This window comes from Streptomyces vulcanius (genome assembly GCF_042653945.1).
Classification (GTDB): Bacteria; Actinomycetota; Actinomycetes; order Streptomycetales; family Streptomycetaceae; genus Streptomyces; species Streptomyces mangrovi.
Window position 1 is genome coordinate 42,417 of sequence record NZ_JBHSFK010000007.1, and the last position, 19,915, is coordinate 62,331.

Annotated in this window: 13 protein-coding genes; 6 read left to right on the forward strand and 7 right to left on the reverse strand. The window is 72.1% G+C overall.

Annotated elements, in window-relative coordinates; all coding sequences use genetic code 11:
- The 6 genes from ACFPIH_RS12445 to ACFPIH_RS12470 form a co-directional block, all read right to left on the reverse strand.
- A complete protein-coding gene (locus ACFPIH_RS12445) occupies positions 1-2,184 on the reverse strand; it encodes a bifunctional glycosyltransferase/CDP-glycerol:glycerophosphate glycerophosphotransferase (RefSeq protein ID WP_381170050.1) in 2,184 nt (727 codons plus the stop codon).
- 51 nt (positions 2,185-2,235) lie between these two features.
- A complete protein-coding gene (locus ACFPIH_RS12450) occupies positions 2,236-4,494 on the reverse strand; it encodes a bifunctional glycosyltransferase/CDP-glycerol:glycerophosphate glycerophosphotransferase (RefSeq protein ID WP_381170052.1) in 2,259 nt (752 codons plus the stop codon).
- Between the two features lie 154 nt (positions 4,495-4,648).
- Positions 4,649-5,488, reverse strand: coding sequence for a carbohydrate ABC transporter permease (locus ACFPIH_RS12455; RefSeq protein WP_381170054.1), 840 nt, complete (start codon positions 5,486-5,488; stop codon positions 4,649-4,651).
- Positions 5,485-6,765, reverse strand: a complete 1,281-nt coding sequence (locus ACFPIH_RS12460; protein ID WP_381170056.1) for a carbohydrate ABC transporter permease — start codon at positions 6,763-6,765, stop codon at positions 5,485-5,487. The genes ACFPIH_RS12455 and ACFPIH_RS12460 overlap by 4 nt, the downstream gene beginning before the upstream one ends.
- A gap of 19 nt (positions 6,766-6,784) precedes the next feature.
- The gene (locus tag ACFPIH_RS12465) at positions 6,785-8,167 is read right to left on the reverse strand and encodes an ABC transporter substrate-binding protein (protein ID WP_381170058.1); all 1,383 of its coding nucleotides are present in this window, start codon (positions 8,165-8,167) and stop codon (positions 6,785-6,787) included.
- A 137-nt stretch (positions 8,168-8,304) separates the two neighbouring features.
- A complete protein-coding gene (locus ACFPIH_RS12470) occupies positions 8,305-11,886 on the reverse strand; it encodes an FHA domain-containing protein (protein ID WP_381170060.1) in 3,582 nt (1,193 codons plus the stop codon).
- A gap of 348 nt (positions 11,887-12,234) precedes the next feature.
- On the opposite strand from ACFPIH_RS12470, the gene ACFPIH_RS12475 reads away from it, so the two are divergent.
- The 4 genes from ACFPIH_RS12475 (at position 12,235) to ACFPIH_RS12490 (ending at position 17,673) form a co-directional block, all read left to right on the forward strand.
- A complete protein-coding gene (locus ACFPIH_RS12475; protein ID WP_381170062.1) occupies positions 12,235-13,971 on the forward strand; it encodes a serine/threonine-protein kinase in 1,737 nt (578 codons plus the stop codon).
- A 121-nt stretch (positions 13,972-14,092) separates the two neighbouring features.
- Complete coding sequence (locus ACFPIH_RS12480; protein WP_381170064.1) at positions 14,093-15,358, forward strand: serine/threonine-protein kinase; 1,266 nt, start codon at positions 14,093-14,095, stop codon at positions 15,356-15,358.
- An 88-nt stretch (positions 15,359-15,446) separates the two neighbouring features.
- Complete coding sequence (prfB, locus tag ACFPIH_RS12485) at positions 15,447-16,553, forward strand: peptide chain release factor 2 (RefSeq protein WP_381170066.1); 1,107 nt, start codon at positions 15,447-15,449, stop codon at positions 16,551-16,553.
- Between the two features lie 268 nt (positions 16,554-16,821).
- Positions 16,822-17,673 carry a hypothetical protein gene (locus ACFPIH_RS12490; RefSeq protein ID WP_381170068.1) on the forward strand — a complete coding sequence of 284 codons (852 nt, stop codon included), beginning with the start codon at positions 16,822-16,824 and terminating at the stop codon, positions 17,671-17,673.
- Between the two features lie 122 nt (positions 17,674-17,795).
- Here the strand turns inward: ACFPIH_RS12490 and ACFPIH_RS12495 are convergent, their stop codons facing one another.
- A complete protein-coding gene (locus ACFPIH_RS12495; protein ID WP_381170070.1) occupies positions 17,796-17,993 on the reverse strand; it encodes a hypothetical protein in 198 nt (65 codons plus the stop codon).
- 251 nt (positions 17,994-18,244) lie between these two features.
- On the opposite strand from ACFPIH_RS12495, the gene ftsE reads away from it, so the two are divergent.
- Both ftsE and ftsX read left to right on the forward strand, forming a co-directional pair.
- Entirely contained in the window at positions 18,245-18,934 is a 690-nt protein-coding gene (gene ftsE, locus ACFPIH_RS12500) for a cell division ATP-binding protein FtsE (protein ID WP_381170072.1), read from the forward strand.
- A gap of 36 nt (positions 18,935-18,970) precedes the next feature.
- Positions 18,971-19,888: a permease-like cell division protein FtsX gene (gene ftsX, locus ACFPIH_RS12505; RefSeq protein ID WP_381170074.1), complete on the forward strand. Its 918-nt coding sequence runs from the start codon at positions 18,971-18,973 to the stop codon at positions 19,886-19,888.
- Positions 19,889-19,915 lie beyond the last annotated feature (27 nt).

Sequence of the window (19,915 nt, forward strand, 5' to 3'; positions counted from 1 at the left end):
TCAGTTCCTCACGAGGGTCGCGGGGGCGGGAACGCGCTCCGCGAGGGGCGGTACGGGCGGGATCGTCTCCGGGGACTCCCCGAGCAGCACCCGGCGCACCACGCGCTCGGCGGCCCGGCCGTCGTCGAACCGGCAGAAACGGGACCGGAACGCGGCCCTCAGCGCCGTCGCCCGGCGGGAGGCGTACGAGCCGTCGCAGAACGCCCGCGCCAGCTCCTGCGGTGTCCGGGTGACGACTCCCGGCGGGGCCGCCATCAGGTCGAAGTACACGCCCCGGATCTCGGTGTAGACCTCCCAGTCGTCGGCGTACACGACGATCGGGCGGTCCAGGTTGGCGTAGTCGAACATGATCGACGAGTAGTCGGTGACCAGCGCGTCGGAGGCCAGACAGACGTCCTCGGCGGAGCGGTGGCCGGTGACGTCGATGATCCGGCCGGTGCCCCGCGCCGGGCCCCCGTCGTAGAAGTAGTGGGCGCGCAGCAGGACGACGACGTCCTCGCCGGCCGCCGCGCAGAACGCCTCCAGGTCCAGGCCGGGGTCGAAGCCGTCGCGGTGGTCGCGGTGGGTGGGGGCGTACAGGACGGCCGTGCTGCCCTCGGGGACGCCCAGCTCCCGCCGGATGAGGGCCACGTCCTCCGCGCTCGTCCGGTAGAACACGTCGTTGCGCGGATAGCCGTACTCCAGCTGCTCGTAGCGGCCCGGGAAGGCGCGCTCCCACGTCCCGGTCGAGTGGGCGTTGGCGGAGAGGTTGTAGTCCCAGCGGTCCACCCGGCCCAGGAGCCTGGTGAAGGAGCCGGCCGCGGCGGCGACCACCGGGTACGTCGACTGGTCGACGCCCATCTTCTTCAGCGGGGTGCCGTGCTGGGTCTGCACATGCACACTGCCCTTCCGCTTGACGACGCCCTCCGCGAAGTCGGCGTTGTTGACCAGGTACTTGGCGCGGGCCAGCACCTGCCAGTAGCGGCGGCTGCCGATCACCGCGTACTCGACGCCTTCCGGCATCGTGTGCGCCCGGTCGGGCGCGACGAGGAACACCGAGCGGATGTGCGGGGCGAGTTCGGCGGCCCTGGCGTGGATCGCGGCCGGGTTGCAGGCGTATCCGCGGCCCCAGTAGGCGCAGTACACCGCCAGGCCGGGGTCGATACGGCGGCACAGCTGGCGCCGGTAGTGCAGCCGGGTGCGCAGCCCGCGCGGGACGAGCCCGGCGGCGGCCGAGGCGCGCTGGTGGGCGCCGCGCAGCGCGCGGAACGCGGTGTACGCCCCCGCCGCCAGCAGCCGGTGCTGCACTCCGGGACTCCCGCCCGGCGCGTGGTAACCGGCCGGGCGATGGGCGCGGTACAGGCGTCCCGCGCGCCGGAAGAAGGCCCGGCGACGGCGGCCCGGCAGCCTGGCCGGGTGCGCGGCCGTCTTCAGCACGAGGGAGAAGAGCTGCTCGAACAGCGGCCCCGACCGGTCGGTGGAAAGGCCGAGTTCGGCCGCTCGCGTCAGCACCGTCCCGACCCGGTCGAGGAGTTCGGCGTGATGCTCGCCCGGCAGGTCGAGCCGGCTGCCCTGGCGGCGCAGCAGATGCCGTACGACGACCGAGCGCAGGACCGCGATCCGGGTGGCGTGCAGGGTGACCAGACCGCCGAAGCCGACGTCCGTGAAGTGACCGTGGGGGAAGACCAGTTCGTGCTCGGCGAGGAAGGCCCGGCGGTAGGCCGCGCTCCAGGCGGGGAGCCGCACGCCGGTCAGCCGGGGGGCCTCCACGGGGGCGAAGGCGTCCTTCGGGGTCTTCGCCGGCAGCAGGGCGGCGGACGGGTCGGCCGGCGCGCCCTCCCACCACGGGACCCGCTCGTGCTCGAAGTACAGGACGTCCACGTCACCGGTCCCGGTGAGACGGGCGTCCAGCGCCGCCAGGGCGCCCGGGGCGAGCGTGTCGTCGCCGTCGAGGAACAGCAGATACGCCCCGGTCGCCTCCCGTGTCCCGGTGTTGCGCGCGCCCGCCAGGCCCGCCGACGGCGGCGAGTGCACCGGCCTCACCCGTGAGTCCCGCCCGGCGTACTCGGCGGCCGGGGCGCCGGGCGCGTCGCAGACCGGGAGCAGCTCGAAGTCGCCGAAGGACTGGGCGAGGACGGAGTCCAGCGCCAGGGACAGCCGCCCCGCGACCCCATGGGACGGGACGATGATGCTGAAGCGGGGCATGGTGGGTGCTCCCTCTGTCGTGCTGCGGCGGTGTCGTTCAGAGAACGGCGTTCAGCGCCCTTCGGTGACGGGGAGATGGCCGGAAGGTTGCGGAATGGTGGCCAACTGGGAAGGCGCCGCCGGTGACGGCACCGGCCGCCGTTCCCTCAGCGGCACCACCGGCGGCAGCTCCGTCTCGCCCAGCACGATCCGCCGTACGACCCGCTCGGCGGCGCGTCCGTCGTCGTACGGGCAGAACCGCTCGCGGAACGCGGTGCGCAGCTGGGCCGAGCGGGAGCCGCGCCAGTGGCCGGTGGTGAAGATGTCGACCAGTTCGTCCTCGCTGCGGGCGAGGGCGCCGGGCGGGAAGGCCCGCAGGTCGAAGTAGGTGCCGCGGGCCGCGCGGTAGGCCGCCCAGTCGTCGTCGGGGGCGTGGACGACGATCGGGCGGTCCAGGTTGGCGTAGTCGAACATGATCGACGAGTAGTCGGTGACCAGGGCGTCAGAGGCCAGACAGAGGGACTCGACGCTCGGGTGGTCGGCCACGTCGATGATGCCGGGCGCCCGGCGCGCGAGCGGGGCGCCCTGCCAGTAGTGGGCGCGGGCCAGGATCACGAACCGCGGGCCGAGCCGGCGCAGCACCCGCTCCAGGTCGAGCGGGGTGCGCTGGGTGCGGCGGTAGTCGCGGTGGGTGGGGGCGTACAGGATCGCGACGGTGTCGCGCGGGACGCCGAGGGACTCACGCAGACGCGCCACGTCCGCCGGGCTCGCGCGCTGGAAGACGTCGTTGCGCGGATAGCCGTAGGCGAGGGTCTCGTAGCCGCCCGGGTAGACGCGTTCCCAGGTCAGAGTGGTGTGGCGGTTGGCGGACAGGACGTAGTCCCACTGGTCGACGCCCCTGAGGAGCTCGGCGAAGTCCGTGTCACGGGCGGCGGCCGGGTGCTCCTGGAGGTCGAGGCCCATGTGCTTGAGGGGCGTGCCGTGCTGGGTCTGCACGAAGACCTGTCCGGGCCGCTTGACCAGCCTGCGGTCGAAGTTGACGTTGTTGACGAGGTACTTGGAGCGGGCCAGCGCCGTCCAGTAGGCGGCCGTGCCGGGCGCGACCGGGCGCGGGCCCGGCGGTACGGCGTGCTGGTGCTCGGGGCGCGCGATCCACGCGGTGCGCACACCGGGCGCGTAGGTGCGGAACGCCTCCTCCAGCGCGCCCGGGTTGCACGCGTGCCCGCGCCCCCAGTACGCCGCGAAGACCGCGCGGTCGGCGCGCACCGGCAGCCGCAGCTGGACGCGGTAGTGCGCCTGGAGCAGGGCCGACCGCAGTGCGCGCGCCAGTTTCACGCCCAGTTTCAGCACCCGGCGGCGCAGGGTCACGCCCGCCTGGAGCGTCCGGTAGGTGCGGTGCAGGCCCAGGTGGACCAAGGCGTGCCGCAGCCGCGCGCGCAGGGGGACCGGGGTGCCCGGGGTGCGGTAACGGCGGTAGTGGGCACGGGCGTTGCGCAGGAACTCGGCGCGCGCCCGGCGCGGAAGCCGGTCCCGCCTGGTGAAGACCGTCGTGAGGTGGTCGACCATGCGGCTGAACAACACCGGCCGCCACCGGGCGAGTTCGGGCCGCTCCTCGACGAACGCGAAGACCCGGTCGTACTGCTCGAAGACGTCGAAGTGCCGCGGGCCGGTGGTGGAGAGGATGTTCCCGCGCCGGCGCCGACGGTAGTGCACACAGACCCGGTCCAGGGTCGCGATCGAGTCCGCCGCCATCAGCATCGGGTACGTCCACGGCGTGTCCTCGTAGTGGCCCGGCGGGAACGTCAGGCCCTCACGCTGCACGAACTCCCGCCGGCACGCCTTGTTCCAGGCCACCATCAGCACCCGCAGCAGCTCCGGGCGGTCCTCCAGGCGGAACGGCGCCGGGCCCTGCTCGGTCAGCCGGGCGGCGACCTTGTCGCGTTCCGTGCGGCCGTCCCAGAAGGTGCGCGCGTAGTCGTAGACCAGCACGTCCGGCTCGCCGGTCTCCTTCAGCCGGTCGGCGATCGCCCGCAGCGCCTCCGGGGCGAGCGTGTCGTCGGAGTCCAGGAACAGCAGGTAGTCGCCGGTGGCCCGCTCGATCCCGGCGTTGCGGGCGCGGCCCGGGCCGACGTTCTCCGGCAGGTGCACGGCACGCACGCGCGTGTCGCGGGCGGTGAACTCGTCGATGATCTCGCCGCAGGCGTCCGGCGAGCGGTCGTCGACCGCGATGAGTTCGAGATCGGTGAACGACTGGGACAGCACCGATTCGAGGCACTCGTGCAGATACGCCTGAACCTTGTACGCGGGGACGATGACACTGAACCTGGGCAAGGGACATCCATGGGTCGGCAGAGGGCGGTGGCCTTGCCCGGGAACGGCCGACGGGATGCACAGGTAACGGTTCTTACGACATTCGGGGGACGGCGGGTGAACGGGAAGGGGTGGACCCGGACCGGATCCACCCCACCCCCTCAGCCGTCGCAGGTCACTTGACCGCGCCCGCCATCACGCCGGACACGAACTGCCGCTGGAACGCGAAGAACACGGCCAGCGGGATCACCATCGAGATGAACGCGCCGGGCGCCAGCACGTCGATGTTGTTGCCGAACTGCCGTACCTGCGTCTGCAGCGCGACCGTGATCGGCTGGCTGCCGGCGTCGGTGAACACCAGCGCCACCAGCATGTCGTTCCACACCCACAGGAACTGGAAGATGCCCAGACTCGCGATCGCCGGAGCGCCCAGCGGCATCACCACCCGGAAGAACAGCCGCAGTTCACCCGCGCCGTCAAGGCGGGCGGCCTCCAGCAGTTCGCGCGGGATCTCCGCGAAGAAGTTCCGCAGCAGGAACACCGCGAAGGGCAGCCCGAAGCCGGTGTGGAACAGCACCACCCCGAAGACCGACCCGAACAGGCCGAGCTTGCCGAAGAGTTCGGCGATCGGGATCAGCGCCACCTGCACCGGCACCACCAACAGCCCCACCACACCGAGGAACCACCAGTCCCGGCCCGGGAACTCCATCCACGCGAAGGCGTATCCGGCGAGCGAGCCGATGACCACGACCAGCAGCGTCGCCGGGACGGTGATCAGCACGGTGTTCAGGAGGGAGTCGGTGATGTCGCCGTTCTCGAGGAGCTTCTGGTAGCTGTCGAGGGTGAGTTGGGAGGGCTGGCTGAACACCTTCCACCAGCCGCTCGCGCTCATCTCCTCCGGCGGGCGGAGCGAGGAGATGAGCAGCCCGATGGTCGGCACCAGCCAGAACAGGCCGACGAGGATCAGGAAGACCCGGACCGCGCCGCTGTTGACCCACTCGACCAGTCGCTTCATCGCCGCACCTCCCGCCGCAGCCTGCGCACGTTGAACCACATCACCGGGATCACCAGGAGCAGCAGGAACACCGCGATCGCGCTGGCGACGCCCGGCTGGTCCTCGGAGAAGCCCTTGCGGTACAGCTCCAGGGCGAGCACGTTCGCGTCGTCCTGGGAGGAACCCGGCGCGATGATGAACACCAGGTCGAAGACCTTCAGCACATTGATCATCAGGGTGACGACGACGACCGCGAGGACCGGCGCCAGCATCGGCACGGTGACCCGGCGGAACACCTGCCACTCGTTCGCGCCGTCCACCCGCGCCGCTTCGAGGAGTTCACGCGGCATCCCGGCCAGCCCCGCCGCGATCAGCACCATCGCGAAACCGGCCCACATCCAGATGTACGAGCCGATGATCGACGGCGTGACCAGGGACGGGCCGAGCCAGTCCAGACCGTTGTAGGGCTCCTTGAAGTTGCTTGCGGGCAGCCGGAGTTGGGCGCCGTCCGCGGCGGCGGGCAGGGTGAAGGTGCCGTCGTCGGCGGCTTTCGTGGACGCGACGACCCTGCCGTCCTTGACCGCCTCGATCCTCATCCCGGCGTATCCGAGTTCGGTGGGGTCGGGGGCGCCGAGGGTGCCGACGCCCTTGCCGCGGGTGAAGTCCTGCCAGGTGGTGCCGGTGACCTTCCCCAGCTCCGGCAGCGCCTTCACGGCGTCCTTCGCGCTGTCGGGCAGCTGGTCGGGGGCGACACCTACGAGCGGGAGGGCGACGAAGTCGCCCATGCGCACGGTCTCCCTGGTGACGAAGCCGCCGCTCTGGGCGACGAGCGGCGACTCACGGCCCGGGTGGGCCTTCGGGAACGCGGACGCCTGGGCGAACGTGTCGTGCACGCCCACCCACACCGCGTTCGCGACGCCCTTGTCCGGGTCCTGGTCGTAGACCAGCCGGAAGATGATGCCGGCGGCGAGCATCGAGATCGCCATCGGCATGAAGACGACCAGCTTGAACGCCGTGCCCCAGCGCACCCGTTCGGTCAGCACCGCGAAGATCAGTCCGAGGGCGGTCGCGACCGTCGGCGCGAACACCACCCAGATCACGTTGTTCTTCAGCGCGGTGCGGATGCCGTCGTCCGTGAAGAGGGTCTTGTAGTTGTCGACTCCGGCGAAGCCGTCGCCGGACTGGTCGTAGAAGCTGCGCACGAGCGAGTACCCGATGGGGTAGACCACGAGCGCGCCCAGCAGCACGAAGGCGGGCAGCAGGAACAGCGCCGCCACGGTTTTGCGCGTGCCGGTCACGGACCGTTTCATCGCCGGGTCAGTTCCCGTAGGCCGCGGCCGCGTCCGACTCCAGTTTCTTCTGGATGCCCGCCACGTCCGTCGGGTTCTTCAGGAAGTCCTGGAGATCCTTCCACTCACCCTTGCCCGGCGTGCCGCCGAAGGCCTGCGGGGCCTGGTCGGACATGTCGAAGCGGAAGTCGTCGCCCGCCGCGACCAGCGACTGGGCGATCTTGCGCTGGACGTCGTTCGGATACGCGGCGAGGTCCACGTTCTTGTTCGGCGAGAGATAGCCGCCGAGCTTCGCCTGGATCTCCGCCGCGTCCGGCGAGGCCAGGAAGGTCGCCAGGGCCTGCGCGCCCTCGGAGTCCTTCAGGATGACGGCCGCGTCGCCGCCGGAGACCACGGGCGCGGCGCTGCCGACCTTCGGGAACGGGAACACCTTGGCGTCCGTGCCGATCTTCGCGTCCGTCTGGCCGATGTTGACCTGCACGAAGTCGCCCTCGTAGACCATCGCCGCCTTGGGCTGGTCGCCGCCGGTGAAGACCTGCGTCACCGAGTTCGGGAACTGCGTCTGGAGGGCACCGTCGGCGCCGCCCGCCACATAGTCCTTCTTGCCCCAGACCTGGGCGAGCGTGGTGAGCGCCTGCTTCACCGACGGATCCGTCCACTTGATCTCGTGCTTGGCCAACTGGTCGTACTTCTCCGGGCCCGCCTGCGAGAGGTACACGTTCTCGAACCAGTCGGTCAGCGGCCAGCCGTCCGCGCCCGGGATCGAGAACGGGGTGACGCCGGAGTCGTACACCGTCTGCGCGGTCGTCAGCAGCTCGTCCCACGTCTTGGGTTCGCTCGCGCCCGCGTTCTCGAAGACCTGCGCGTTGTACCAGACCAGCGACTTGTTGGCGGCCTTGTAGTAGACGCCGTACGGCTTGCCGTTCACCGCGCCGATGTCCTGCCAGCCCTGCGAGTAGTTCTTCTTCAGCTCCGCGAGCGCGGCGTCGCCCAGCGGCGTCGCCCACTTCTTGTCCACCGCCTGTTTGATCGCGCCCGGCTGCGGGAGCATCGCCACGTCCGGGGGCTGGCCGCCCGCGATCTTCGACCCGAGGAAGTTGATGATCGGGTCCTGCGCGGGCACGAAGGTCACCTTCGCGCCGGTGCGCTTCTCGAACTCGGCCAGGACCTTCTTGAAGTTGGCCTGTTCCGGGCCGGTCCAGACCGCGGCGACCTCCAGCGAGGTGCCGTCCAGCTTGGGGAGGGAGAGGGCGCTGCCGGACCCCGTGGTCGGTGTGCTTCCGTTGGTGTCGCTCTTGTCGTCGTCGCCGCCGCACGCGGTGAGCGAGAGCGCGAGGGCTCCCGCCAGAAGGCCGGCGGCTGCTTTCACGGTCCTGCGGTTGCGGTTGGTGGTGCTGCTCGTCCTGCGCATCACACTTCCCCGTTCTTCGTTCCTCGTCGAACGTCGAGCGCTGTGCCGTGAGCACTGGTCTACGCCGGGTGCCTGGGGTCGGCAAGTACGCCTGTGCTGTCAAGAGGGAGATCGTGACCGCGTCGTAACGGGGTGGGTCAGTGCACGCCCGTCGGGCTCAGCTGGCTCACCGCCCGTTCCAGGGCGCTCGCCAGCAGGGCCAGATCCGTCGGGCCGTTGCCCAACTCGCGGACCGGGCGGCGGGTCGGCGGGTCGCCCATACGGTTCCACTCCAGGGGCACCACGGTCGGGCGCAGCGTCGCCGTGCGGGGGATACGGCCCGTGACCCGGCCGCCCTGGAACGGGGTGAGCCGCCCGTCGGCGCCCCTCAACCGGCCCCGGCCCGGGGACGGTTCGTCCGCACCCGAACCCGGCGGCTCCAGGGTGATCCGTACGGTGGCCAGACGGACCGCCTCCGACTCCGCCGTACGGCCCCCGGGACAGCCGGCGGCCACCAGGTGCACGCCGAGCCGCTCGCCCTCACGGGCCACCGCCTCCAGCGCCCGCATGACGGAGCCCGCGGCGGGCCGGCCCGGGGAGCCCAACGCGGGGGAGACCAGCGCGTCCAGGTCGTCGACCACCAGGACCAGCCGGGGCAGCGGGGGCGCCGGCTCGGGCTGCTGCCGGGCCGCCGCCGAGGGGCGCAGCCGGATGGTGGAACTCGGCGGGGCGTCCAGGTCGGCGGCTCCGGCCCCGGCGGGGGCGCTCGGGCCGCGCTGGGCGACGAGACGGCCGGAAACCGTGCGGTGCGTGTGCCACTCCGCGAAGTCCGTACGGCCCAGCAGCTCGGCCCGCCGCTTCAGCTCCGCGCTCAGCGACTGCGCGAACTCCCGCATCCGCACCGGGTCGTTGGCGGTGAGATGGGCCGTCACATGCGGTACGTCCGTACAGACCGCGAGGCCGTCGCCGTGGCCGCCGTTGCCCTTGCCGACGGTGTCGCGGCCGTCCAGGAGTATGACGGAGAGGCGGTCCGGGCGCTCGGCTGCGGCGAGCGAGGCGACCACCGCCCGCAGCAGTTCCGTACGGCCGCTGCCGGGCGGGCCCTCGATGAGCAGATGGGGGCCTTCGGCGGCGAGGTCCACGCCGACCGGGCCGCGCGGGCCCGCTCCCAGCACGGCCCAGGCCCGGCCGCCGAGCGCCTCGGTGTCGTCCGCCGCGTCCGCCCAGCGGGCCATCAGGGAGGCGGGCGTGGCACGGGCCAGGCCCAGTTCGTCGAGGAGACGGGCCGACTGGGGGAGCGGCGCGGACACACGCGTGTGCCGCTCGCCACCGGAGCCTTCCGGGCGCAGCGGCGCCAGGGCGCGGGCGAAGCGCTCGGCCCAGGCGGCGGAGACCGCGTCCACCGAGGCGACGGTGCCCTTGCCGACCGGCCCCGAGGTGCCGTCGTCGCGCCGCGCGACCCGCAGCAGCCGCAGCGCGGTCGCCACGTCCCCGCCGAGCAGGGCGACCGCCCCGCACGCGTGGAACGCGGGCGACACCGCGCAGGCCGCCTCGTAGGTCTCGGGCGGCTCGCTCCCGGGGGCCGTCTCCGCCAGGCACAGGACGTGCACGCCCGCGCGCGGACCGGCCGCCGCCAGCCGGGTCACCGCCTCCCGCAGATCGGCGCCGCCGGGATCGCCGTCCACGACGAGCACCGTGAGCGGTCCCGGGAAGCCGGCGTCGTCGGACACGGCCCAGGACGGGCGGTGGGCGGCGGCCGCGGAACCCTGCGCGGGCAGGTACCCCTGTGCGGGCTGGTCCTCCAGGCGGCGCAGCAGCTCGCCGGTGCGGGCGGCGGCCTGGTCGTGGTCGTAGGCGAGCAGGAGACGGCAGTCCTGGCCGTGGCCCGGGCGCACATGGGGCAGCCAGCCCAGCCAGGACCACTCGGCGGTGCGCTCCCGCTCGGAACGCGCGCGGTCCGTACTGATCAGGACGATTTCCAGGGTGTCGGGGGAGTGCAGCGCGGCCAGCTGGGCCAGCACCGCGCGCGCCAGCCCCGCGAGGCGCGGGCGCGGCCCGGCCAGGCCCAGCGCCCCGGCCTCGCGCAGGTCCGCCGTCACCGGTACGGCGGGCAGCAGGCCCGAGCCGTCGGGCGCCGTCCGGTCGGCGGTGCCGAGCCGCACCGTGAGCGCCTCCGGGTGACCCTGGCCGCGCTCCCACAGACGGGGGCCCGGGGCGAGGGCCGTCAGCAGCAGTGCCGCCGGGTCCGGCCAGGTCTCCGGCGCGGGGGCGGCCGGGTGCGGGGCGGGCTGGGCGCCGGCTACGGGTGTGTCCTCGTCGTAGGGCCCGGCCTCCGGGTCGTCCTGGGTGCCGCCGCGTGCGCCGGCCAGCCGGCGCGCCCACGCGGAGAGACCGCCGCGTTTGCGCACGCCGGGCGGGACGTCGGTGCCGCGCAGGGGGGTGCCCTTGCGGGTGGCGGGATCGGGGGCGGGGGCCGCGTCCGGGGTGGTGTGCGGGCCGCGGACGGCGTCGTCCGGTGGGGTGTCGCCCGGGGTGGTGGTGAAGGTACCGAGGCCGGAGCGGCCCCCATGGGTGGGCGTGCCGGCTCCGTGAGTGCCGTACGCGGTGGGCCCGCCGGTGCCGTCGTGCGCCGTGGGCGCGCCCGGAGCCGGCTCCCGGCGCGGGGCCGGTCGGCCGAGGACCGGGGCTCGCCTGGGCTCGTCCTGGGGGGCCGGAGCGCCTTGGGCCTGCCGGGGCTCGTCAGGGGTACGCGGGTTCCCCGGGGCCCGCAGGGGCTCGTCCGGAGAACCGGGAGCGCGCCGGGGCTCGTCGAGGGTGCCTGGGCTGTTCAAGGTGCCCGGAGTGCCCGGAGTGCGCCGGGGCGTGTCGTGGCTCTCGATGCGCGGGGCCGTGCCCTGGCCCGGGACCGTGCGGGCGCCCTCGGAGACGCGGGTGCGCCGTCCGGCGCCGGCGTCGGACGCGCCGGACCAGTCGACCGTGCCGTACGCGTGCGTGGTGGACCCGGCGGGGCCGACGGCGTCGGTGGCCACGCGTGGGGGGGAGGAGGAAGGGGCCGGGTCGGGCTCGCCGCACGGCACGCGTACGTGTCCCTCGCCGTCCGGCGTGGTCGCCACGCGCGCTCCCGGTCCCCCGGGTGGAGCAAGCCGCAGGGCGGATTCGCCGACCCGGAGCAGCGCGCCGGGAGCGAGCCGGACGGGGCGCGTCTGGATCCGGACGCCGTCCAGGGTGGTGCCGTTGGTGGAGCCGAGGTCGGCGACCGTGACCCGGCCGTCGGGGGCGAGCGTCACCGCGCAGTGCAGCCGGGAGACGTCCGGGTCGTCCAGCGGGACATCGGCGTCGGCGGAGCGGCCGACGCGGACCTGGCCGCCGTGCAGCAGATGGACCCCGCCCGCGTCCGGGCCCGCGACGACGTGCAGCCGGGCCGGGGCGTCGTCGACCTCGGGATGCGGCTCGGGGTCGGCCGGGGCGCCCACCGCCAGGACGGCGCCGTCGATCAGCGGGGGCTCGCCCAGCGTGCAGCGCTGCGCGTCGAGCCGCTCCGCGCCCGCGTAGAGGGTGATGACGGCCGAGCCGCCGGAACCGCCCGCGCCCTCCCCGGTGACCGCCGCGGCCAGCGCCGAGGCCACCGCCGCCAGTGCGGTGCCGGCGGGCGCCGTGACCAGTACGTCACAGCTCGCCGCCCGGCCGCGCGCGTCGGCGTGCGAGCCCAGCGGGTCTATGACGGTCAGCCGGATCTGCATCGCCGTCAGCGGTCCCTTCCAGTACGAAGAGCCAGTATTGAAAGCATCCTCGCACCTGCCACCGACAACGCGCCCGCCCCCCGGAGGCAAGTGATCTTGATTGGTCGGCTCTGCCCGTAAAAGTGCCTGACCCGTGCGTCATCGGCGATCAGTTGAGATCGGTCACGCCCCGCTCCGGCAACCATGGGATCGCGCCGTACGTCTTTCCATCGAACAGGGGCGAGGATCGGTACGTAACCGTACGTAAGGCCCCGCGGAAGACGGCAGCCCGGTTCGGGTACCCCGGCACTACAGTGGGTCGGAACACAGACAGAACAAGACGCAAGCAAGCAGCAGGGAGCGCGTGACGTGCGGCCAGTCGGCAGCAAGTACCTGCTCGAGGAGCCGCTCGGACGCGGCGCCACGGGCACCGTGTGGCGAGCCCGCCAGCGCGAGACCGCGGGCGCCGAGGCGGCCGTTGCGGGCCAGCCGGGCGAGACCGTCGCGATCAAGGTCCTCAAGGAAGAGCTCGCGAGCGACCCCGACATCGTGATGCGCTTCCTGCGTGAGCGCTCCGTGCTGCTGCGGCTGACCCACCCGAACATCGTCCGGGTGCGCGACCTGGTCGTCGAGGGCGATCTGCTGGCCCTGGTCATGGATCTCGTCGAGGGTCCCGACCTGCACCGCTTCCTGCGCGAGAACGGCCCTCTGACGCCGGTCGCCGCCGCCCTGCTCACCGCCCAGGTCGCCGACGCGCTGGCCGCCAGCCACGCGGACGGCGTCGTGCACCGCGACCTCAAGCCGGCCAACGTGCTGCTGCGGCAGGACGGCGGGCAGATGCACCCGATGCTCACCGACTTCGGCATCGCCCGGCTGGCCGACTCCCCGGGGCTGACCCGCACCAGCGAGTTCGTCGGCACGCCCGCGTACGTGGCGCCGGAGTCCGCCGAGGGCCGCCCGCAGACCTCCGCCGTCGACATCTACGGCGCCGGCATCCTGCTGTACGAGCTGATCACCGGGCGTCCGCCGTTCTCCGGCGGCTCCGCCCTGGAGGTGCTCCACCAGCACCTGAGCGCCGAGCCGCGCCGGCCCTCCACGGTCCCCGACCCGCTGTGGACGGTGATCGAGCGCTGCCTGAGCAAGAACCCCGACGTCCGGCCCAGTGCCGAGAACCTCGCGCGCGGTCTGCGGATCGTCGCCGAGGGCGTCGGGGTACACGCCAACTCGATGCAGATCGCCGCCGCCGAGGGCGTCGCGCACCTCCTCGCCCCCGACCCGGCGCCCGCGCAGGTGCCGGGCGCCCCGGCGGGCGCGGGCGGGTACGACCCGAACGCCGCGACCAGTGTGCTGCAGCACACCAGCGGGCCCGCGGGAGCGGCCGACCCGACGGCCGTGCTGCCGCACGCCGGGGGTCCGGCGGGGGCGGCCGACCCCACGGCCGTGCTGCCGCACGCCGCCGGGCACCCGGGTGCGGCGGACCCGACGGCCGTCATGCCGCCGATGCCGCCCGGTCAGCCGGGGCAGCAGGGCCAGCAGCCGGAGCAGCCGCACCCCTGGCAGAGCCAGATGCGGGCCGCCCGCGACCGCAACGAACCGACGCAGGTCCAATACCTCGACCCCGGCCAGGACCCGCTGCGCCACCGCCCCCAGCGGCAGGTCGCCCGCCCGCAGCAGCCGCCGCAGCGCCGGCAGCAGCCCCAGCAGGGGCCACCGCCCGGGTACGGCTACCCGCAACAGCCCCAGCAGCAGTACGCGCCTCCGCAGCCGCCGCCCCAGCCGCAGCAGCCCCGGCGGCAGCAGCCCCAGCCCCAGCGCCATCAGCCCCAGCAGCGGCCGGCGCCGGAGCCGCGGCCGACCCGGGAGCCCCGCGAGCCGCGTGAGCCGAGGCAGCGCGGCGCCAACCCGATGAAGATCCCCGGGCTCGGCTGCCTCAAGGGCTGTCTGTTCACGATCGTCATCTTCATCGTGGCCGGGTGGCTGATCTGGGAGTTCAGCCCGCTGCAGGGATGGATCGGCACGGGCCGCACCTGGTGGGGCGAGCTCAGCCACTGGTTCAACGAGTTCACCGACTTCGTCGGCGACCTGGGCAGCGGCAACAAGCCCTGATCACGACTCCGCGTTTGTCTGTGGACTTGTCGACATCTGGCGGGTGATTTCCGTCTCCGCGGTGAAGGTTGGCTCTTGGGACGCGTACTTTTGTCGGCAACACGCGTCTGTAGGAGCAGTCTTGGCACGGAAGATCGGCAGCCGGTACACCGCCCACCAGATCCTCGGTCGGGGCAGCGCCGGCACGGTGTGGCTGGGCGAGGGACCCGAGGGGCCCGTCGCCGTCAAGCTGCTGCGCGAGGACCTCGCCTCCGACGAGGAGCTCGTGGGCCGCTTCGTACAGGAGCGCACGGCCCTGCTCGGCCTCGAACACCCGAACGTGGTCTCCGTACGGGACCTCGTGGTCGACGGCAACGACCTCGCGCTGGTCATGGACCTGGTCCGCGGCACCGATCTGCGCACCCGCCTCGAACGCGACCGCAGGCTCGCCCCCGAGGCCGCCGTGGCGATCGTCGCGGACATCGCGGAGGGGCTGGCGGCGGCGCACGCGGCCGGGGTCGTCCACCGGGACGTCAAGCCGGAGAACGTGCTCCTCGACATGCAGGGCCCGCTCGGCCCCGGCGGCTCGCACCGCGCCCTGCTGACCGACTTCGGCATCGCGAAACTCATCGACACCCCGAAGCGGACCCGCGCCACGAAGATCATCGGCACGCCGGACTACCTCGCCCCCGAGATCGTCGAGGGCCTGCCGCCGCGCGCCTCCGTGGACATCTACGCGCTGGCGACCGTCCTGTACGAGCTGCTGGCCGGCTTCACGCCGTTCGGCGGCGGACACCCCGGCGCGGTGCTGCGCCGGCACGTCACGGAGAGCGTCGCCCCACTGCCCGGCATCCCCGACGAACTGTGGCAGCTGATCGTGCAGTGCCTGGCCAAGGGGCCCGCGTCCCGGCTGAGGGCGTCCGAGCTGGCGGCGCGGCTGCGGGAACAGCTGCCCTCGCTGGCCGGAATGCCGCCGCTGGACGTGGACGAACCCGACACGGAGTCCGCGCCGGAGGCGGGCGGCGGAGAGCCGGCCGAGTCCGGTACGGCGTCCCCCGCCCCGTCGGCCGGATCGGCCCCCTCGGGGAGGGTGCGACGGGGCTCCGTCCCGCTCGTCCCCGGCGCGAAACCCGACTCCAACCGTGACACCCATACGTCGATGAGGGTGCCGGCGCCGGACGAGCTCGCGGGCGGTGCGCACGGTACGGCGCGGGTGCCGAGGGCGGCGGGCGCCCCGAGGCCGGGATCCGCACGGAACCGGTCCGCCGCGCGCCGGCGCCGGATCACGCTGGGCGCGGCTGCCGTGGCCGTGGCCGCGGCGGTGGGCATCGGTGCCTGGGCGGCGACCTCGGGCGACGAAGCGGCCACTCCGCGCGAGTCCAGCACCTCGGCCCCGGAATCCCCCTGACCCTCCCTCCTGCCCGCCCCGGGGGCCGCGCGGCCCCCGGGACCCCGCTCCGGCGCTGCTCCGTTGGCGGAGCCGTTACGCTGGAGGCGTGGCAGTCGTCGATGTATCCGAAGAGCTCAAGTCCCTCTCCTCGACCATGGAGTCGATCGAGGCCGTTCTGGACCTCGACAAGCTGAGGGCAGACATCGCCGTGCTCGAGGAGCAGGCGGCCGCGCCGTCCCTGTGGGACAACCCGGATGAGGCGCAGAAGATCACCAGCAAGCTGTCCCACCTCCAGGCCGAGGTGCGGAAGGCGGACACGCTGCGCGGTCGGATCGACGATCTCGCCGTGCTGTTCGAGATGGCCGAGGAGGAGGACGACCCGGACACCCGCGCCGAGGCCGAGTCCGAGCTCACCGCCGTCCGCAAGGCGCTGGACGAGATGGAGGTCCGGACGCTGCTCAGCGGGGAGTACGACTCCCGCGAGGCGCTCGTGAACATCCGCGCCGAGGCGGGCGGCGTCGACGCCGCCGACTTCGCCGAGAAGCTCCAGCGGATGTACCTGCGGTGGGCCGAGCAGAAGGGCTACAAGACCGAGATCTACGAGACGTCGTACGCGGAAGAGGCCGGCATCAAGTCGACCACCTTCGCGGTCCAGGTGCCCTACGCCTACGGCACGCTCTCCGTGGAGCAGGGCACGCACCGGCTCGTGCGCATCTCCCCCTTCGACAACCAGGGGCGTCGGCAGACCTCCTTCGCGGGTGTCGAGATCCTTCCCGTGGTGGAGACCACCGACCACATCGAGATCGACGAGTCCGAGCTGCGGGTGGACGTCTACCGGTCCTCCGGCCCCGGCGGCCAGGGCGTCAACACCACCGACTCGGCGGTGCGCCTCACTCACCTCCCCACCGGCATCGTCGTCTCCTGCCAGAACGAGCGGTCGCAGATCCAGAACAAGGCCTCTGCGATGAACGTCCTCCAGGCCAAGCTGCTCGACCGGCGCCGGCAGGAGGAGCAGGCCAAGATGGACGCGCTCAAGGGCGACGGCGGCAACTCCTGGGGCAACCAGATGCGGTCCTACGTCCTGCACCCGTACCAGATGGTCAAGGACCTCCGCACCGAGTTCGAGGTCGGCAATCCCGAGGCCGTGTTCAACGGTGAGATCGACGGATTTCTCGAGGCCGGAATTCGCTGGCGCAAGCAGCAGGAGAAGTAGGTTTGTCGACAAGGAAATCGCTCCTCGCGCAGGGGCGATTGCCTTTTACGTCACATTCACAGCTCCAACGCCGCACAAAGACCCCCGACTTGGACATTGCGTACGCAACGGCCTTGACGTGCACTTGAAAAATCGGGAGGGTGCGGTGTGGCATGCGTAACTCTGGGGCGCATGTGAACCGGGGGCTTCAGCTACTTCTCAGCTACCTCCGTCGATCACCGCCCCGAGCGCGGCCTATCGACGATCAGCTACTGGGGGTAGCAACCATATGACCAAGAAGACGCGGATCCGGGTCGCGCGCATCGCCGCGGGCGCCGTGATCGCGGCGGGTGCCTCGCTGACGGTCGCCGGGGTCGCCTCGGCCGCCGGCAACGACGGTGGCCTCAGCGGGCTTGTCTCGACCTCGGACGGCGGGGTCACCACGCAGGACGGCGAGGACGACCCCTGCCCGATCGGGGTCTGCACCGACGGTGGCACCACGACGGACGGTGGTACCACCACCGACGGCGGTACCACCACGGACGGCGGCACCACCACCGACGGCGGTACGACCACGGACGGTGGCACCACCACCGACGGCGGCACCACCACGGACGGTGGCACCACCACGGACGGCGGCACCACGACCGACGGCGGTACGACCACGGACGGCGGCACCACCACGGACGGTGGCACGACGACCGACGGTGGCACCACGACCGACGGCGGTACGACCACGGACGGTGGCACCACCACCGACGGCGGTACGACGACCACCGGCGGCAGCACGACCACCGGCGGTTCCACCACGACCGGCGGCAGCAGCTCCACCTCGGGCGGTTCCACCGACGGTGGCTCCACCTCGGGCAGCTCCACCTCCGGTGGGTCCAGCGACGGCGGTTCCACCAGCGGTGGCACCGACACCGACGGCACCTCCACCCAGGAGGAAGGCACCTCCGCGCTGACCGACACCTCGGACTCCACGGACACCTCCGCCCAGGGCGGTGGCGAGGAGCTGGCCGAGACCGGTGCCGGGGAGACCACCTTCCTGATCATCGGCGCTGCCACGATGATCGCCGGCGGTGTCGCCTTCCGCGTGCTGCCGCGTCTCGTCAGTGGCCGGGGCGGGGCCGCTGCCTGACGGTAGCCGTACCCGTACGCCGCGTGCGCGACGTATGCCAGGAAGGGGCCCGGAGCTCACAGCTCCGGGCCCCTTCGGCGTCGTACGGCGGCGCAGGCCGCAGGCGGGCGCCGGGTGCGCGGTTACGCGGTCTGGTGGGCGAGCAGCGCCACCGCCGCCACCAGGACCGCCAGCAGCGCGATCAGCGCCATCGGGTTCAGCCCCGCGAAGAAGTTGTTGGACTCCTGCTGCAGCCGTTCGCGGTTCGCGCGGCACACGGGGCACCGGCCCTCGCTCACGGGCGCCGCGCAGTTAGCGCACACCAGCCGGTCGTACGTCATGCGCTCGCCCTCCTTGCACTGTTCTACGGACACAACGCCCCCGGGTACTCAACGCCTCCGGCAACGCGAACGTTCCCCCTCCACTGTGCCAGGTTCATCCGGGGCCCGCGCGGCTCGTCCGGAGAGCGGGGACACGCAAAGTCCCGTACAAAAGCGCACAAGCGGCCCTCAACCACTCCTGGCGCCTGCGCTTGCGTGCCCGGTTCGCGTATGGTCACGCTCATCTACCCCCGGCGACCCGTGGTGCATCCGTGATCCGATTCGACAACGTCTCCAAGGTCTACCCAAAACAGAGCCATCCCGCTCTCAGGGATGTCTCCCTGGAAGTGGAGAAGGGCGAGTTCGTCTTTCTCGTGGGCTCCTCCGGCTCCGGAAAGTCCACCTTCCTGCGGCTCGTCCTCCGCGAGGAGCGGTGCAGCCATGGCCAGGTGCACGTCCTGGGCAAGGACCTCGCGCGCCTCTCCAACTGGAAGGTGCCACAGATGCGCCGCCAGTTGGGGACGGTCTTCCAGGACTTCCGGCTGCTGCCCAACAAGACGGTGGCGGAGAACGTCGCCTTCGCGCAGGAGGTCATCGGCAAGTCGAAGGGCGAGATCCGCAAGTCCGTGCCGCAGGTGCTCGACCTCGTCGGGCTCGGCGGCAAGGAGGACCGCAGACCCGGTGAGCTCTCCGGTGGTGAGCAGCAGCGGGTGGCCATCGCGCGCGCCTTCGTCAACCGGCCCAAGCTGCTGATCGCGGACGAGCCCACCGGCAACCTCGACCCGCAGACCTCCGTCGGCATCATGAAGCTGCTCGACCGGATCAACCGGACCGGTACGACCGTCGTGATGGCCACGCACGACCAGAACATCGTGGACCAGATGCGCAAGCGCGTCATCGAGCTGGAGAAGGGCCGCCTCGTCCGGGACCAGGCCCGCGGCGTCTACGGCTACCAGCACTGACCGCGACCGTCCACGGAAAGGCCTGAAGAGAACGCCATGCGCGCCCAGTTCGTACTGTCGGAGATCGGTGTCGGTCTCCGCCGCAACCTGACGATGACCTTCGCCGTCATCGTCTCCGTAGCCCTGTCGCTCGCCCTGTTCGGCGGGTCGCTGCTGATGAGCGACCAGGTCAGCACCATGAAGGGCTACTGGTACGACAAGGTCAACGTCTCGATCTTCCTCTGCAACAAGAGCGACGCCGAGTCGGACCCCAACTGCGCCAAGGGTGCGGTCACCGACGACCAGAAGAAGCAGATCAAGTCCGACCTCGGCAAGATGGACGTCGTCCAGGGGGTCACGTACGAGTCGCAGGACGAGGCGTACAAGCACTACAAGGAGCAGTTCGGCGACTCCCCGCTGGCCGCGTCCCTCACGCCGGACCAGATGCAGGAGTCGTACCGGATCAAGCTCAAGGACCCGGAGAAGTACCAGGTCATCGCGACCGCCTTCGACGGCCGGGACGGCGTGCAGTCGGTGCAGGACCAAAAAGGCATCCTGGACAACCTGTTCGGGCTGCTGAACGGCATGAACTGGGCGGCGCGGGCGGTGATGGCGCTGATGCTCGTGGTCGCGCTGATGCTGATCGTCAACACCGTGCGCGTCTCGGCCTTCAGCCGTCGGCGTGAGACCGGGATCATGCGGCTGGTCGGCGCGTCCGGCTTCTACATCCAGGCCCCGTTCATCGCCGAGGCCGCGGTCGCCGGGTTCATCGGCGGCACGGTCGCCTGCGGATTCCTGGTCATCGCCCGGTACTTCATCATCGACCACGGCCTCGCCCTGTCCGAGAAGCTGAACCTGATCAACTTCATCGGCTGGGAAGCCGTACTGACAAAGCTCCCCCTCATCCTGGCGACCAGCCTTCTGATGCCCGCGTTGGCGGCGTTTTTCGCGTTGCGCAAGTACCTGAAGGTGTGACGCACGCCCCGAGGGCCGTACGGTCAA